General features: G+C 37.2%; 16 protein-coding genes. 11 read left to right on the plus strand and 5 right to left on the minus strand.

Going from position 1 to position 17,796, the window contains the following annotated elements; all coding sequences use genetic code 11:
- Positions 1-10: 10 nt before the first annotated feature.
- From BUB45_RS16010 to BUB45_RS16020, 3 genes are all read right to left on the minus strand, one after another.
- A complete protein-coding gene (locus BUB45_RS16010) occupies positions 11-1,726 on the minus strand; it encodes an ABC transporter permease (protein WP_121641220.1) in 1,716 nt (571 codons plus the stop codon).
- 16 nt (positions 1,727-1,742) lie between these two features.
- A complete protein-coding gene (locus tag BUB45_RS16015; protein WP_073012017.1) occupies positions 1,743-2,744 on the minus strand; it encodes an ABC transporter ATP-binding protein in 1,002 nt (333 codons plus the stop codon).
- Positions 2,745-2,946: 202 nt separating this feature from the next.
- Positions 2,947-4,014 carry an extracellular solute-binding protein gene (locus tag BUB45_RS16020; protein ID WP_073012020.1) on the minus strand — a complete coding sequence of 356 codons (1,068 nt, stop codon included), beginning with the start codon at positions 4,012-4,014 and terminating at the stop codon, positions 2,947-2,949.
- Positions 4,015-4,335: 321 nt separating this feature from the next.
- Here BUB45_RS16020 and BUB45_RS16025 point away from each other — a divergent pair, with 321 nt between their 5' ends.
- From BUB45_RS16025 to BUB45_RS16045, 5 genes are all read left to right on the plus strand, one after another.
- On the plus strand, positions 4,336-4,986 hold the full coding sequence (locus tag BUB45_RS16025; protein WP_073012023.1) for a DUF2332 domain-containing protein: 651 nt from the start codon (positions 4,336-4,338) through the stop codon (positions 4,984-4,986).
- Between the two features lie 89 nt (positions 4,987-5,075).
- On the plus strand, positions 5,076-6,005 hold the full coding sequence (locus BUB45_RS16030) for a bile acid:sodium symporter family protein (RefSeq protein ID WP_073012026.1): 930 nt from the start codon (positions 5,076-5,078) through the stop codon (positions 6,003-6,005).
- A gap of 211 nt (positions 6,006-6,216) precedes the next feature.
- Positions 6,217-6,906 carry a DUF2711 family protein gene (locus BUB45_RS16035; protein WP_073012029.1) on the plus strand — a complete coding sequence of 230 codons (690 nt, stop codon included), beginning with the start codon at positions 6,217-6,219 and terminating at the stop codon, positions 6,904-6,906.
- 90 nt (positions 6,907-6,996) lie between these two features.
- Entirely contained in the window at positions 6,997-7,374 is a 378-nt protein-coding gene (locus BUB45_RS16040; RefSeq protein WP_073012031.1) for a hypothetical protein, read from the plus strand.
- On the plus strand, positions 7,371-7,583 hold the full coding sequence (locus tag BUB45_RS16045; RefSeq protein WP_212590783.1) for a hypothetical protein: 213 nt from the start codon (positions 7,371-7,373) through the stop codon (positions 7,581-7,583). Before BUB45_RS16040 ends, BUB45_RS16045 begins: the two co-directional genes overlap by 4 nt.
- A gap of 177 nt (positions 7,584-7,760) precedes the next feature.
- Here BUB45_RS16045 and BUB45_RS16050 read toward each other — a convergent pair whose 3' ends face one another.
- Complete coding sequence (locus BUB45_RS16050; RefSeq protein ID WP_073012035.1) at positions 7,761-8,930, minus strand: iron-containing alcohol dehydrogenase; 1,170 nt, start codon at positions 8,928-8,930, stop codon at positions 7,761-7,763.
- 69 nt (positions 8,931-8,999) lie between these two features.
- Positions 9,000-9,854 (minus strand): DeoR/GlpR family DNA-binding transcription regulator, encoded by an 855-nt coding sequence (locus tag BUB45_RS16055; protein WP_139300186.1) that lies wholly within the window; start codon positions 9,852-9,854, stop codon positions 9,000-9,002.
- Positions 9,855-10,048: 194 nt separating this feature from the next.
- On the opposite strand from BUB45_RS16055, the gene BUB45_RS16060 reads away from it, so the two are divergent.
- The 6 genes from BUB45_RS16060 (at position 10,049) to BUB45_RS16090 (ending at position 17,789) form a co-directional block, all read left to right on the plus strand.
- Complete coding sequence (locus BUB45_RS16060) at positions 10,049-11,377, plus strand: Na+/H+ antiporter NhaC family protein (RefSeq protein ID WP_073012037.1); 1,329 nt, start codon at positions 10,049-10,051, stop codon at positions 11,375-11,377.
- Between the two features lie 321 nt (positions 11,378-11,698).
- On the plus strand, positions 11,699-12,901 hold the full coding sequence (mtnK, locus tag BUB45_RS16065) for an S-methyl-5-thioribose kinase (RefSeq protein WP_073012040.1): 1,203 nt from the start codon (positions 11,699-11,701) through the stop codon (positions 12,899-12,901).
- 25 nt (positions 12,902-12,926) lie between these two features.
- Entirely contained in the window at positions 12,927-13,979 is a 1,053-nt protein-coding gene (locus BUB45_RS16070; RefSeq protein ID WP_073012043.1) for a s-methyl-5-thioribose-1-phosphate isomerase, read from the plus strand.
- 141 nt (positions 13,980-14,120) lie between these two features.
- Positions 14,121-14,780: an L-fuculose-phosphate aldolase gene (locus BUB45_RS16075; protein WP_073012046.1), complete on the plus strand. Its 660-nt coding sequence runs from the start codon at positions 14,121-14,123 to the stop codon at positions 14,778-14,780.
- Positions 14,781-15,259: 479 nt separating this feature from the next.
- On the plus strand, positions 15,260-16,273 hold the full coding sequence (locus BUB45_RS16085) for an NADP-dependent oxidoreductase (protein ID WP_073012051.1): 1,014 nt from the start codon (positions 15,260-15,262) through the stop codon (positions 16,271-16,273).
- A 640-nt stretch (positions 16,274-16,913) separates the two neighbouring features.
- On the plus strand, positions 16,914-17,789 hold the full coding sequence (locus BUB45_RS16090) for an AAA family ATPase (protein ID WP_073012053.1): 876 nt from the start codon (positions 16,914-16,916) through the stop codon (positions 17,787-17,789).
- Positions 17,790-17,796: the final 7 nt, after the last annotated feature.

Consider the following 17,796-nt stretch of genomic DNA (forward strand, 5'->3'; position numbering starts at 1 on the left):
AAATCCTCCCTTATTTCTTCTTTTCTTTTAATAACCAGCCATAAACGATTGAAACGGTGATGGCGGCAATCGCCATCAAAATTGTCGAGAAGACATAAATTAATGCTTGTGTATCGCCAGTCGCTTCCACAGATGTATATCTCCGGATCAATAACCCGAGCGGCTCCTTTAAAGGATGCGATAAAAATGCTGCGATGTTATAGTCCGATAGTAGTGAGTTGAAATTTAAGACAATTAATGCGAGAACCGTTGGCAGGAGCATAGGTAATACGATTCGACGAAACGTGTAAAATGAACTCGCGCCGAGTGATTTTGCAGCCCGCTCATAATCCTGATCCACAGATTGATAGGAAGCTCGTAATAGTCTAGAAGTAATCGGAATGAGAATAATGATATACGCTAGCACTAATATTTCGGTTGTACCGATTAACACCTTGTTTCCAATAATTAATTTCGGCTCATCATAAGTGGTTAAAAATCCAATTGCGATTAACGTAGATGGTAGCATCCATGGTATTAAAAATGCATATTCAATAAACTGGGTAAAAAGATTGTCATGCTTTCTTCTTATGCCTACACCTAACAAAACAATTATTGTAACTGCAATTGCTGCTTGGATAGAAAAATTAGCACTATTAAAAAACGGGGTAATCTTTTCTATATCATGAAATACTGTTAGATAGTTATCTAGAGTAAATGCGGAAAAGCTTAATTTTACTTCATGGATGGCAGCAGAATTGGTAAAAGAGAATGCAATGATTAAAACCACTGGCATGACATAAATAATAAATAGTAGGTAAGCTATAGCATGAACAAAGATATGAAGTGATTTATGATTAATCTTCTGTTTGACATATACTGCTTTTGTTTTTGATATAGAGAAAAAAGTTCCACCTTTTTCGAGTTTCGTGAATAAGATTAATAGCAAAATTGTTGTCAGTCCGAGTACTAACGAAAGCATAAGTGCCAACCCTTGTGACCCAGGGATTTTATTTAATTCTAAAATTAATGGGGCAATGGTTTGAAAGTCTTTTCCGCCAATAATTAAGGGAGCGGCAAATGCACTTAGCCCGCCCAAGAATTGCAAAATAGTAATGGCAAAAATGGTAGGCAACACGACAGGTAAAACAATTCTTCTTATAATGTAAAATGACGAAGCACCCATGTTTTTAGCGGCTTCAATCGTGTAGTTGTCAATGGATTTAATCGCATTTCCTAAGAACATCATATGTGAGGTTGTCGTAGATACTGTCATTACAAACAGAACAGCCCAAAACCCTCCAAACCATTGCACATTAAAATTAGGGAAAAATGAAGCAAGTGTCTTTGTCACAATTCCGTTTTCGCCGTAAATCATCGAGTAGCCTGAAACCAATATGATTCCGCCATAAATAAATGTTGTCATATATCCAATTTTTAATAGTTTAGCTCCTTTTATTTCAAAGTACTCAGAAACAAGTACAATAAAGATCCCGACAATATTCGTGGTAATTGCTAAGGATATAGCTAAGATGAAGCTGTTTTTTAACCCATCCATGGCAATGGGCGACTCGAATAGCTTACGAACAATAGTAAAGGAAAATCCTGATTCTGTTCGAAAGCTTGCTAGAATGATGTTGAAGTTTGGATATATGAGAAAGGCAATGACAAACCACAGTAGAAAGGCGCCGATTAGTAGACGCATACTATTTTTCTTCCATTGTTTTACGTTTATAAGTTGTTTCATGTCTATCATCGCCTCCCTACAAATGGATGAAATCACGTTGCTTTAGATATAATGTTACGTTATCGCCAATATTCATTTGGTTAGAAAGGTCTACCTCGACATTGCGAAGTGTCAGTCCAGAAACGGTTTTGAACGTATATTTGCTATAAAGCCCAAAATATTCCACGTTTGTTACGACACCTTCCAGTTCGATTGCTTCTTTGATAGGCTTTGTGTGCACATGATTTAGACGAAGGTAGCTTTTGCCGCTTGGACGAGAAAGGTTCTTAGCGTTTAAAAAAGTAGCCAGTTCTTTTGTTTCAAAGACGTTGCTATCACCTATAAATGTTGCTACAAAATCCGATGTTGGGTTGTTAAATACATCGTTTGGCGTGCCCAGTTGTTCCAGTTTTCCATTGTTGAAGACAGCAATTTTATCAGACATTGTTAATGCTTCTTCCTGGTCATGGGTGACATAGACAGTTGTAATCCCAAATTGCTTTTGCAGTCTTTTTAACTCTACTCTCAATTGGTTTCGTAGTTTTGCATCCAAATTGGAGAGAGGTTCATCTAAGCATAATATTTTTGGTTGAAGTACTAATGCGCGGGCGATGGCAACCCGCTGTTGCTGTCCGCCAGATAGTTCGGAGGCATTTCGTTGTAAATGCTCTTCGCTTAAATCAACCATCTGAGCAATTTCCAATACTTTCTCTTTTATTGCTTTTTTTGATAATCGCTTTACTCGTAACCCGAAAGCAATATTTTCAAATACGTTCATCGTTGGAAAAATCGCGTATGATTGAAAAACGATGCCAACGCCTCTTTTTTCTACGGATTCGTCCGTCACATCTTTACCATCAATAATAATTCGTCCTTTAGACGGGGAAACAAACCCTGTAATGGTTCGAAGTAAACTGGTTTTTCCACATCCAGAAGGACCTAACAGCGTAAAAAATTCGCCTTCATTGATCGTGATGTTAAGTTCATTCATGGCAATAAAATCATCATAGGTAATTTCGATACCTTGTAATTCAATCATTCATAATCCTCCATTGGTGGAATGACAGGTGTTTATTATCAGACAACCTGTCATTCATTATTCCGAATATAAGTTGTCGTATATGCAGATAGAAAAAATAGACCTAAAATTAAAATTGGGTAAAGGCTTTTAGTGTAACTTTATAATGCTAGCAAGCAGTGGGGGATGGAAGGATATCCCTCTTCATTACTTTCATATTAGTTTACTGTGCATATTCAAGTGCCATTTTTTCACGCCATGCATCCATATGTTCATAGATATAATTCCAGTCAAGTTCTTGTGTTTCTAAACGATCAAGCAATGCTTGTATCTCTCCACCAATTTTCTCTAGTGCTTCTTTATTTGCTGGGGCTTGTCCAGTTTTTTCTCCCCAAGTTGCTTGGACATCGGCAGAACCCCACCAGTTAATAAATTCTTCTGCGTTTTCCATTTTCTCCTCGTTACCAGTATGAATCTTTCCTACAAGAGCAGGTAAAAACGGTGTACCTACAGAAGGTTCCATAATATCTAGTTCGATATTTTTGTCACGAGCTACGGAAATCACGCCGCCTCCCCAAATGAAGCCTCCCGTGACGTCTTCCTTCAGTGCTTCTTGCCAATCTTGCGGAGCTGGATTTACGGCATTTGCATAAATATCTTCTACTAATTTCCAACCTTCTTCTGATACGCCATGCTCCCCATTTTTGTCCTGATATCTTACAAGCATAGAAGCGAACAGAACAGAACCTGTCGTTCCAGAGGGTTCGAAAATATAGTATTGATCTTTAAATTCAGGTTTTGTTAAATCAGGCCAATCTTGCGGTACTGGTGGTTGATTATTCCCACCAACTAAATTTTTATTGTACGTATAGTGAACCGTATCGATTGCCCATGGCCAGTAGTTGTTTTCTGATCCAACTAAACTGGGGTCGACATTTTCTGCCCAAGTAGGAGTAAATGGTGCCAATATATTATTTTCTGCTAAAGCTAAATGCTCTAATGGCGAGCCTCCCAAAACAACATCTGCGAGTGGATTGTTTTTTTCAGCGATAAGTCTGTCTTTCATTTCTCCTCCACCAGCTTGCACAAATACAACTTCAAAATTGAAATTTTGCTCTTCTATTAAACTTTTAGCTACTTCCTCGCGATCACCAGAAATTTGGTTGGTATACACGACTAATTCCGATTTCTTATCTGATTTTGCTTCAGTTGCTTCTTTTCCTTCTTCACTGCAAGCGGTGATGAATATAAGGGTTGAAACTATTCCAAACATGAGCAATAATTTTCGCATAGTTACTCCTCCATTTTGTTTTAGTGAATTAAAAGATAAACTAACTGTTAGTTCACTGAAAATGATATATTGTGCTTGTCTGCATTGCAATAGAAATCGGAATATTTTACAATCATTTAACGCTATATTTACAAACGAACAATTGGAGTGAGAGGGAACTTTTTATACATATTAAGAGGTTCTGTCAGATGCGTTTGGAGATGTTCTATTTACAAATATTGTTTTCAATGGAGTACCGACTTTTTTCATCGGCATACGTTTCATCTCGGGACCAATGATATGAAAATGAGTTCGTGTCACAGGAGTAGAAGGCGACAATGATTGCGTCTTGACCAGCAAAGAAACACGTCTAAAAAGCCGCTCGCTCTGATAGAAATTGGCACGAGTGCCGGGCTTCAGCTCTTGTGGGATAAGTACAGCTATTCTTATAACAATAAAGCAGATCGTTATGGAGCACCTCATTCTTATGTGCACATAACATCAGAGATGAAAGGGACTGGGATGCCTGTTCTGTATAAAGAGAGTCCACCAGTTGCATGGCGAGTTGGCGTTGATTTGTATGTGAGTGAAGTTAATAATCCTGAGAATGTAAAGTGGTTAAAAGCTTTGATTTGGCCAGAACATAAGCATAGATTAGATTTGTTCAGAAAGGCTGTGCAACAGATACAAGCCTTTTCAGTAGAATTAATTGAGGGAGATGGGGTGGAGTTACTTTTTGAAATTGCTAAGCAAGCACCTCATAATGCGTCCTTATGCATTTTTCATACGCATGTGGCAAATCAAATGCCGCAAGAGGTAAAGCAACAATTGCTAACAAGTATACAAAAAGTGGGTGAAAATAGAGACGTTTTTCATTTGTATAACAATATATGGGATGCAAATCTTCATCTAGATTATGTGATAAATGGGAAGGAACATAAACATATTATTGGCCAGACAGATGGACATGGCAGATGGTTTAGCTGGAATTAGAAATTGCCAATTTAGTGATGCTGACGTAAAATTCCTATTAAATTAAATATTCGCTTTGTGGTAGAATATTTGGAATAGGAGGTAGGAAGATGCAAGCATTTATCAAATTCAGTCACTTTATCGGAAAAACATTTGCTATTTGGGTATTGTTGGTGGCGGTAATAGCTTTCTTGTTGCCAGAGCAATTTTTGTGGATTGGTAATTACATATCGATTTTGTTGGGAATTATCATGTTTGGGATGGGGATGACGTTATCGGTGCATGATTTTCGGGAAGTCGCTCGCCAATCGAAAAGTGTAGCTATTGGTGTTGTCTCGCAATTTTTGTTCATGCCGCTTATTGCTTATGGTTTAGCAAAAGGGTTAAATTTACCACCAGAAATTTCCATTGGCATCATTTTAGTTGGAGCTTGTCCCGGAGGCACAGCCTCTAATGTCATGACATTTTTAGCAAAAGGGAATACAGCTCTTTCCGTTGCCATCACATCTGTGTCCACGTTGATTGCACCTTTGTTAACACCTGCCATTATCTATTTTCTAGCGCAAGAGTGGTTACAGGTATCCGCATCAAGTATGTTTATGTCGGTTGTAAAGATTGTCTTAATACCTATCGTTTTTGGGTTAATTGTCCAACTTTTCTTAAAAGAACAAGCAAAGAAAAGCGTTGATATTATGCCACTTGTTTCTGTAGTTGCTATCGTTTTAATCGTGGCTGCTGTTGTTGCAAGTAGTAAAGACAAGATCATTGAATCAGGCGTGCTCATACTTGCGGTTGTTATTTTGCATAATGGGTTTGGTTATTTAATTGGTTTTTTTATTGCGAAGTTATTTAGACTAACATACACGGATCGAAAAGCTGTTTCTATTGAAGTTGGCATGCAAAATTCAGGCTTAGGTGCGGCATTAGCTGCTGCTCATTTTAGTCCGCTTGCAGCAGTTCCTAGCGCCATCTTTAGTTTTTGGCATAATATATCCGGCCCTATACTGGCTACATATTGGGCGCAAAAAGCAAAGAAATAATGGAGAAGTAGGTGGTTGCTTTTTTAAGGATAAGAAAGCTTCACTTGCTTTATGTAAGATCAACCAAGTAGTTCGTTTCATGGTCTTAAAAAGATTTGCTAAAATTAAATGTCCTATCCGTAATGAACTATACGTGTTAGGTAGTGAGCGTATAATTAAAAGCTATAAATATATGTAGATAAGGAAAATGACCGTATAAGAAGGTGATCATATGGTAAAAACATTACCAGAACCACATCGTTATGCCGTTTGTGCACCAGAAGATATACCCATTAAACGGTTTTATGATGGAGTATATGAGGAAGTTTTTATTTTTTTCCATCCTTTTATGAAGCAGAAGCATACAGAGCAAGAAACAGTGCGCACGACTTGGAATAAAAATAATCTAAGCGATCAATTTGAAGTACGAACATGGAAAGAGTTTTTACACCTATCTAAAATAACTACTGTGCACCAACTAGATATTGGCTTGCGAACTAGGATCCTCGCTTTAACAAAAGAAAAAATGGATGAAGAAACTGCATTAGCAATTGATGAAACTTGTCAACAATATAATCTTATTACGCCGGGGGAAGGTAGACTACCAGAGATACTTATAAATCCCCTTTTAAAAAGTGTCCAGCAATTAGGGTATTTTTGGATATGGTGTGGTGATGAGTTTGGGACGGAGCGTAAACTAGAAGCTGTATCTGATCTCATTAGCAAGAGCAAACTATCGGATGATTACAGTAATTTTTTTACGCACTACAATGAACTGCTAATAACGACGCATTGGGATAGCCATTTTTCTATGCTATGTGGTACCAAGGAAGCGCTTGAAGCAGTTCGGCTGAGCTGTCAATTAGAAGGGTTTTATTGCAATCATAAAACTGACATATATTGGAGTGTAACTACCTGTTGAATGTCCAGCAAAAGCTGTTATGATAGTGTTGTGTTTAAGTAGTAATGATGTCCGTGGCAATTTCTATAAATGGTATAGGAGGTGGAGAAGGTGAATAGAAAACGTAGCTTCATGCAAATCTTTTTCTTGTCTGTTTTATTTACGTTTGTCTTGTTTAGTCAAGCGGTGCAATTAGTAGAGCAAATCGGTAGTCTGCCATCGAATGAAACGATTAGCAAGTCGACTATCCATGCGCAAGACTATGATGCTGTACAACTCTCATTGCCTGCTATGCCAAAAGAGGATTTGCTACTACCTATTCCAATACCGCCAATCCAAAAGCAAGTGCTTTCTCCGCATTCCTTTATAGGTTTTGATAGCGGTAGCGTGCTTTATGCTACGGATACAAGTCGAACGATAGATGTAATGAAATACGGGTCTAATTACCTCGCTTCCTTTCATGCTGATTTTAGTCATAAACAAGCATGAAAGGAGTAAAGAAAATGAAAGCAAATAAACAGTCAGAATGGAAAGAAGTATTGATTTGTTATTTGGTTATCTTTCTCATCTTAGGGCTGTATGTAGCAGTTTTTTTGATTAGTGGAAAACTCACAGGTATGGATTGGATTAGCTACGTATGCCACTTAGATATTGATGTGAATGTAGATTTGTTACGACAATTATTTTTACTGGACTAGTATCTTAAATAAAACCGTATGAAGTCCCTATTTACTGTGATTTCATACGGTTTTTTATGGTCTATAAAATTTTGCAGCTGTGGATAAACTAACTAAGTTATTTAGCCACGTCCGGTTCCAGCGCCCAGCAACTAGGCGACTTTGTTTACTTGACGTATATCACATATAGCTTATTTATTACAAAGCTAATTTCAATATCTCCACTATATCTGTAGCATTTAATTTCTTAAGGTGTCCAATGGCTTGGGTGTTATTTTTCGTTGCACGATTTGCCATTTCTTCAAAATGTGTATCGTCAATTTCCAATTCACTCAAGTGTGACTTCATGCCCATACGGGTAAAGAAATTACGTGTTTTTTCAATACTTAATTGAATAATTTCTTCCTTCGAGTGAGCGAACGGATCAATGTTAAATACGCGAACGCCGTACTTAACAAAAATATTTGGATGGAACTGACTCACATATTCCATCCAAGCAGGAAATACGATGGCCATTCCTTCTCCATGAACAATTCCATATTGCCCGCTAAGCTCATGCTCCATACGATGTGAGGCCCAGTCAGGTTCACGACCTAATTCTAAGCTATTGTTATGCGCCATGACGGCAGTCCACATGACTTCTGCTCTTAAGTCATAATCTTCTAGTTGTTCCATCAATTGTTGCCCACTAATTAAAAGTGATTGTACTGCACCTTCAAGAAGAAAATCAGTTAATTGTACATGCTCTATTTTAGTAAAATAACGTTCTAAAAGATGTGTTAAAATATCGGATACACCTACACCAGTGTGATAACTTGGCAGTTTTACTGTGAATTCTGGGTTGAGAATAGAAAATGCGGGAATAATCAGGTTTGTTTCTACACCTAGCTTGTGTTCTGCGTTAGAAACAATGGTTGCATTCGACATTTCGGATCCAGAAGAGGCAACAGTAGAAATCACGCCAATTGGTAGTGCTTGCTTTACTTCAGCCTTACCAATAAAGAAATCCCAGGCATCTCCGTCGTATAATGCACCAAAGGCTACAGCTTTTGCTGTGTCAATCACGCTACCGCCACCGACAGCTAAAATGAAGTCAATTTCCTGCTCTTTTACAATTGTCACCAACTTGCGGATTAAGCTAATTTCAGGATTAGGAACGACATCTCCATTTTTGAAAATCTTTATATTTTTGGTATGAAGCTTTGTTTCAATGGTATCATAAATACCTAAATCAAAAATATAGTCGCCACTATAGAGTACGAGAACATGCTTAGAGTGACTTTCTGCGTCAATAAGCTCGCCAATACGACGTTCTTCGCCTTTCCCGAAATAAATATTTGCTGGGTTATAGTAGTTAAAATTTTGCATAATTTTTTAAACTCCTTTTAAAATATATGTTTTGTTGGGAAACGTATATTCATAAAGGAATCAATCAAATTAATAAATCAACTGTATGTTATTATTTTGAAAGAAATGTATCCACTCTGGCGATGGCTTTTGGTCTGTAATTATGGTAGAGATGTGGGAAAAGTCATCAATTAAATGGATCGTTCGAAAATCAAATTTTGTATGATCCACTACTAAATAGTTTTTCTCGGATTGTTGTAAGAATTGTTTTCTAATTAGCGATTCTTCTTCGCTGTAATCGGTTGGACCAATATGCAAGCTCATGCCAGAGCTACTAATAAACGCTTTATCAATTAAGTATCGGGAAATAACATTTTGGGCATTTACACCAATAAAGGAATGCGTTACATTCCTAAAGTTGCCGCCAATAATAATTAGTTTAATAGACTTGTGATCCTTTAAGACGTTGGCAATATCTAGTGAATTAGATATCACAGTAATTTTTAATGTTGTCATACTTAAAAGTGTTGCTATAGATAATGATGTTGTGGAGCTGTCTAAAGCAATAGACTCTCCGTCTTCAATGAATTGCAAGCATTTACCAGCCATATTTGTCTTTTCTTCTTTTAACATCGTTTCTCTTAATAAGACAGGCACTTCTTTATCAAGTGTTTTGGGCTGATAAGCACCACCACGCACGCGCTTTAACTTCTTTTCCTTCTCTAAGGTTGCTAAATCTTTACGGATTGTTTCTTCTGTTACATTTAACATTTTGCTCAAATCCGTCACTTTTACACTGCCGGTATTATTGAGTTGTTTTAAAATTTCTTGTAATCGATCATATTTCATCAAAACAATCTTTCCTTTACGATTTGCTACTTGCACTTTATCATAAAAAAACCGAAAAGTAAATATTTCAAAACGTAATCGCAAGCTTTTTGCCAACAAAACCCAAAATATCAAAACAAAATAATTTTGATTTTCTTTGAAAAGTATTGACAATCTGTTTTGGCTCTATTATTATTAAGTCGTTGGGAGCGTATACATAAAGTTTCATATAAAGAATACAGGAGAAAGGAGTAAGGATTTGGGGAGATTTTTGTTTTCTAACTATCATAGAGAAAAGGAGCAAAATCCTAATGCAGAAAACAGAAGAAAAAAACAAAACTTCCAATAAAGGGAGATTTATGGGGCTTGTCCCGTTAATTATCTTTTTGGCTTTATATATGTTAACCGGTTTGGTGTCAGGTAGCTTTGAAAACATGCCATTGATGATTGGTATATTAATTGCTTCAGGTGTTGCATTAATGATGTCAAATAAAGACAATCCGACAAAGTTTGAAGAGCGAGTGACAATGTTTTGTAAAGGTGGCGGCGACCACACACTGATGTTAATGGTTGTTATCTTTATTTTAGCTGGAGCATTTCATGGTGTAGCCAGTGGCATGCATGCTGTCGATTCCGTAACAAATTTAGGTCTTAGTGTTCTACCATCCAATTTAATTTTGCCAGGCTTGTTTATTATTGGTTGTGTACTTAGTTTCTCTATGGGAACGTCTATGGGGACGGTTGCGGCTTTGGCACCATTAGCCATTGATATTGCTGATAAAACAGGATGTAATGTAGCATTGGTATGTGGTGTTGTTGTTGGTGCTGCCATGTTTGGTGATAATTTATCGTTTATATCTGACACAACAATTGCAGCAACGCGTACACAAGAAATATCTATGAAAGATAAATTTAGAGCAAATATTTTAATGGTTTTACCAGCAGTAGTTATTAATATGATTTTATTGGCTTTTGTTCCGATTAATGCGGTTTCGATTTCAGGCTCTTATGATTATAACTTAATAAATATCATTCCATATGTGCTAGTTATCGTTTTGTCATTAGTCGGTGTTCAAGTTATTACAGTAATGGTTACAGGAATATTTGCAGGTATGTTTATTGGTTTATTCCATGGAGATTTTACAATTATTGAGTTTATGAAGATTGCCCATGATGGTATGAGAGGCATGGAAGATATGGCTATTATTGCTATTTTAGTCGGTGGGCTTGTTGCATTAATGAAATATCTTGGAGGAATTGATTGGCTACTTCATACGCTTACTAGAAAAACGAAAACAGCACGAGGTGGGGAACTTTCCATTGCAGCCCTTGTTAGTTTAATGGATATTTCAACTACTAATAATACGATTTCCATCATCGCTGCAGGTCCACTAGCGAAAGATATTTCGGATGAATTCGGTATTTCACGTTCACGTACAGCGAGTTTGTTAGATATATTTTCTGCCGCATTTAATGGTTTATTACCATATGCAGGACAATTATTGGTGATTGGCGGTATGGCAGGAGTGTCGCCTGTTAGTATCATGCCTTATAACTGGTACTCCATTCTAATGATAGTGATCGGTTTACTATCTATTGCTATTGGCTTTCCAAAAGGGAAGGATGTAAAGGTTAATTAATCATGTGAATTATATAACAATCGATATACGTAGGAGCTTCTTCTAGAAGACAGTTGCCCAACTTGTCTATCATCAGCTTTGGGAAGTTCCTCGTGAACGATAGCAAAAAATGAGTATTCTTTCGTACCTTGAATATTTTACACGCGGAAGGTAAGATCGGTATTCTCCGTGAAACCTTTTATATTCAGTTATAAAAGAACAGCTTATATAATAATAGTAACATTTGTTAGAAAAAATAACATGCAAAGAGCTTGAATATAAATATTTATTAAGAAAACGTAAGTCCTTACAGATTTAATTAAATTACAGGAGGAAAGTACAATGTCCAAATTCACACAGCATTTTTTAATGGCACATGAAGACGTGAAACAGTTTGTGACGGATGAATTAAAGCTATTCCCAATGGATGCAGAGCTAGAGGTAAGTGAAATTGGTGATGGTAATATCAATTATGTGTTTAAGGTTGTCGATAATAAATCAGGTAAGCGTGTCGTTGTGAAGCAGGCGGATGTGCTACTTCGATCATCTGGTCGTCCGCTTGATATTTCAAGAAATAAGATTGAAGCAGATATATTAAAAATACAATATGAGCTTGTACCAGCATTTATTCCTGAAATTTACAATTATAATGAAGCGATGAGCACATTAACAATGGAAGATATATCTGCTTATAAAAATCTGCGCTATGAATTAATGAATGAACAAATTTTCCCGAATTTTGCCGAAGACATCAGTACATTTTTAGCAAGTGTACTTTTACCTACTACGGATTTATGTTGGGATCGTCATGAGAAAAAGGATCTTGTTAAAAATTTCACCAATATAGATATGTGTGATATTAGTGAAGACCTTGTCTTTACGGAGCCTTATTATAACTACAAAGATCAAAATATTATTATTGAAGCGAATGAACAGTTTGTAAAAGATCATATTTATCAAAATGATGTGCTTATTAGCCATGTTGCCGAATTACGTAACAAGTATATGAATCAAGCCCAAGCGTTAGTGCATGGAGATTTGCATTCAGGCTCCATTTTTATTAATCAAGCAGGGGTTAAAGTGATTGATCCAGAGTTCGCTTTTTATGGCCCGATGGGCTACGATATTGGGAATGTTATCGGTAATTTATTCTTTCCTTTGGCAAGAGCTCACTATTACAATGGAGACGGAAAATTTCAAGTATGGTTAGCAAACACGATTTGTGATGTGTATGATAAAGTGAAGGAAAAAATGGCAACTGTTTATGACGAAAGAGTGACGCTTCCGCTTTATAAGAATACATCTTTTAAAACGACTTATCTAGCTGAAGTAATGGCTGATTCTTTAGGGTACGCAGGAACGGAAATCATCCGTCGTGTTATCGGTGATTCCAAAGTAAAAGAAGTATCCGAGGCGCCACTAGGTGAAGAACGTATTGCTATGGAACGTGCATTACTTAAAATGGGAATGGAATTAATTATACAACGGAATGAGATTACAACAGGGGAAGAGCTAGTTCGTCGATGTCACCAAATAATGGCTTAACGATCGCATAAGGAGGATTTTAAAGATGCAACGAGCGGATTATGATTTACCGTTTTTATTAACTTATGAAAATGTAGCTTGGTATGAGAATGGCAAAGTACGCATTTTGGATCGGAGAATTTATCCGACAGAGATTCGTTTTGTTGAATGTACGACACATCAAGAAGTTGCCCAAGCTATTACAGATATGGTCACCCAAAGTGCTGGTCCCTATACAGCTGCTGGAATGGGTATGGCATTAGCTGCGTATGAAACACGCGGTAAAAAAGAAGCGGAGCAAGTAGCCTATTTAGAAAAAGCTGCTCATACGATTGCTTATGCTCGCCCAACTACGGCCAATCGGATGGGGAAAATTACGAGTAGTTGTTTAGAAGTAGGGAAAGCTGCGCTAGCAAAGGGGCAAGATCCTGTTGAAGCAATTTTTCTCTCCACGGTAGATTCTTTAAATCGTCGATATTCCATCATGGATAAAGTAGGCAAACACTTAATTCGATTAATGCCACATAATGGAAAGATTCTGACGCAGTGTTTTGGGGAGACAATAGTGGGAACTTTCCTACGCGCTGCTAAAGCAGAAAATAAAGATTTAGAAATTTTTTGCGCGGAAACTCGACCATATTTGCAAGGTGCTCGTTTAACGTCTAGCTGTGCCATTGATTTGGGCTTTCCAACAACAGTAATTACGGATAATATGGTAGCTTATGCTATGGAATACAAACAGATTGATGTGTTTACGTCTGCTGCGGATTCCATTGCTAGAGATGGGCATATAGCGAATAAAATTGGTACCAATCAGATCGCTATTGTCGGACAGCATTATGAAGTTCCTTATTATGTGACAGGGATTCCGGATACCGATAAGCAAACAAAGGCGGATATTGTAATTGAAGAGCGTGACCCGAAGCAAGTATTAGAATATCGAGGAATTCCTAATACCTTGGCTGGAGTTCAAGCTATCTACCCATCCTTTGATATCACAAGCCCATCTCGAATCAGCGGAATTGTGACAGATAAAGGCGTTTACGCTCCTAATGATTTGGATACATACTTCAAAGAGGAGCAAGTCCGGTTTTATTAAGTTTTATGGATGTAATGTGTCATATCTTTTACCATGATTATAATTGGAAAGGATTGGTGACCGAGATCACAAGCTTTTTACTTGCTAAATCTAATCGTTTGTGGTCACGTGAGAAAAATTTAAAGAGTGAGGATAATAGACATGAAATATGCTGAAGAACGGAAACAGATTGTAGATTATGGGAAGAATTTATTAGAAGAGAATTTAACGACAGGTACTGGCGGTAATATAAGTATCTATATAAGAGAAGATCAAGTGATGCTTATTTCACCAAGTGGCATTCCTTACCCAGATATAAAGGAAGAAGATATTGTACTATTGAATCTTGATGGAGATGTATTGGAGGGAGATCGTAAGCCTTCAAGTGAGTATGATATGCACCGCATTTTTTACCAACGTACAGAACATGTGAATTCTGTTGTGCACACACATTCGGAATATGCAACTGTTTTTGCATGCTTGCACGAAGAAATCTTGCCTCTCCATTATATTATTGGTTCAGTTGGCAATAAAGTTCGCTGTTGTGAATATAAAACGTTCGGTACGTATGAGCTAGCGGAGGAAGTTTTTCAAACGATTGGCAATGATAAAGGACTCTTGCTTGGTAACCATGGTGTGATTGCAGTTGGCGAAGATTTACCAGCGTCTTTTTCCGTTGCGAAGGACATCGAGTTTATTGCGAAACTGTATTATCGGGCGCGGAGTATTGGGGAACCAGTTCTGTTAAATGATGAACAGCTAGCTGAAGTTGTTGATAAATTTGGTACGTATGGACAATTAAGAACATACGGCCAAGATTAAGCTACTTATAGTAAAAAACAATGAAGGGAATGTTTGGAGGAAATCACCTTTTCTTCAAACATTCCCTTTTATTTCCCTTTTATCGATATTTCTTTACTTTTTGCACGCTTTATTTTGTACATAGATACAGCTTTTAATATACCAATTGTTTTTAAATGTATAAGCAATTTTTCGCTAGTACCACCAAGAGACCAAAAAGCGTTTATCTATGCATTGAGAGAGGTGTCCAAACGCGCGGTTTCAAATGCGATAATGAACTATCGTTTTCAATCAGAGTTGTTTGTGTTATTATATGAAACTCAAAATTAGATAGTATGATGAATATCCATTCATATTAGTAGTAGAAATGAAATCGTCGTGTTAGCATAGATCAAAATGGGTATTGTTTTAACAGGGTGATTTTAAGTTAATACCATTATCTTTATTGCTTAGATATGAAAAGAGTTTACTATAAATCTTTTATTTTGAGGAGGAGAATAATGAAACAACAACAACTTATTTTTAATGAACGACCTAATGGGCTACCAAATGCAAGCACGTTTGCTATCAAGGAAGTGAAGGTGGGGAGTCCAAAGCAAGATCAATTACTATTAAAAACGCTTTATATTTCTGTTGATCCGTATATGCGTGGCAGAATGGCAGATGGTCCATCCTATATCTCCCCATTTCAAATTGGCGAGCCTCTTAATGGTGGAGTTGTCGGGCAAGTGATTACTTCAGAAAGTAATCAATTCCAGCAAGGAGATATTGTTACAGGAATGCTAGACTTTCAAGAATATCATATAGTGAATGCGGATCAAGTACGTAAGGTAAATACATTTGGTTTACGTCCTAGTGTTGCTCTTGGCCCTTTAGGAATGCCGGGACTGACGGCGTATTTCGGGATGATGCATATTGGTGAACCAAAACAAGGAGAAACGGTAGTTATTTCTGGAGCGGCAGGAGCTGTTGGACAAATAGCAGGTCAACTTGCTAAAAGGGCTGGTGCACGTGTAATAGGAATTGTTGGTTCTGAGGAAAAAGCAGCGTACGTTACGGAAACGTTGGGGTATGACCACGCGATCCAATACAAGCATGGCGATGTCCATAAACAATTGAAGCAAGCTTGTCCAAATGGTATCGATGTGTATTTTGAAAATGTAGGTGGAGAAATAGGCGATGCGGTATGGCCGTTACTGAATGCATTTGCTCGTATACCTGTTTGTGGCGCTATTTCGTCGTATAACTTGAAAGAGGGCGAACGAGACATTGGTGTACGGGTGCAGACGTATTTAATCAAAGCTAGGGCAAAAATGCAAGGCTTTTTAGTCGGTGACTATACAGAACATTTTAAGGAAGCGTATGAGGAATTAGGCAAAGCGATAGCGAGTGGAGAATTAAAATACGAGGAGACAATTCGCGAAGGATTCGAGTCGATCCCTGATGCTTTCATCGGTTTGTTTACAGGTGAGAACATTGGCAAGCAATTGGTGAAAGTCGCAGAACAAGAATAATGAAGGGTGAGGAGCACAATCATTTTGATTGTGCTTTGCTCTATTTTAAAAGATAAGAAAGTATAAAATTTTCGGTTTTATAGAAAAGTGGTAGCTTTCGCATAAAAACTTGTGGCAAGCCAACTTTTATCTCGGATGTAATTTGCTGTAAGCCTCCAAATTTAAGAATTGAATGATGTGATCCGAACAAGTCTACGTGTGGGAGATAATAGTACTTAAATGATTTGTGCAGAGGTTTTAGGCATACACTTGTGGTACCAAACAATCAGTGTGAGATAAAAGAAAGCCTCCCACTGTTTGAAGATTTACTTTATACGAAAGCTTTTAGGTGTGATGGTTATACTTTATCCTATTCTGCTAAGCCAAAGATGTGCATTGCTAGGAGTTTTTTTCATTGACATACTATGTGTTATCTATGTCATTGACGGTGAATTCGCCTTGAAGTTGTGCGCTTGAATGGAGAAAAGTATCTTCCAAACGTCTTTCGTTGAGTAAGTTAAATGTTTCACGTGAAAAGCACCGAGTGTATATTCTCTTTTTAATACTAAGCAGTAGGGTTGATACAGGCTATGTGAAACAACTAACTTTTGTCAAAGGTTCAAACAGGGTACAATGATTTTGAAAGGGGTATGTATACGTTATGCAAATGAAAGAGGAATTACCAGCAAATATAAAAGAGCAATTGCAAAAGTTCCAAAGAAATACAACTGCTTATACAGAATTAATTCGTGAAGGTGGCTATATGGCTCCTAATAAGGAGATTATTATTGATGCCGTTACAGCACTGTTACTAGGGAAAAATATTTTATTAAAAGGTCCTACTGGTGCTGGGAAAACAAAATTTGCCGAAACGCTATCTTATTTATTTCAGCAGCCGATGTTTAGCATTAACTCTTCTGTGGATATAGACGCTGAGAGCTTACTAGGGTTTAAAACACTCACCTATGAGGATGAAAAGCAAGTGATTGAATTTATCTCAGGTCCTGTGATAAATGCGATGGAGCACGGAACCTTTTTATATATAGATGAAATTAATATGGCCAAGCCAGAGACACTCCCTATTATAAATGGCGTATTAGATTATCGACGTTCGATTACAAACCCTTTTACAAATGAAATTGTAACCGCGAGTAAAGGGTTTAATGTCATTGCTGCAATAAATGAAGGCTATGTAGGAACGGTGCCTTTAAACGAGGCGCTAAAAAATAGATTTATCGTGATTGAAATTCCTTACATTCAAGGTGAGCAATTAAAACAGTTAATCGTCCAAAATACCAAGTTGGAAGATGAAAAGCTGGTGGATTTATTTGTTAAATTATCGAGCGATCTGATTGAAGCAGTAGCTCAAGGTAAAATTGGTGAGGATGCAGCTTCTATTCGTGCTTTATTAGATGCATGTGATTTAAGTAAGCATATACCTGCTAAACGTGCAATTCAACGAGCAATTGCTGATAAATTAGAGGAAGATCGCGAACGAGAATTTATTATGAGCCTCGCCGAAACATTATTTAGTTAGGAGTATG

Origin of the sequence: Virgibacillus chiguensis, assembly GCF_900129865.1 — a bacterium.
Lineage (GTDB): Bacteria > Bacillota > Bacilli > Bacillales > Amphibacillaceae > Virgibacillus > Virgibacillus chiguensis.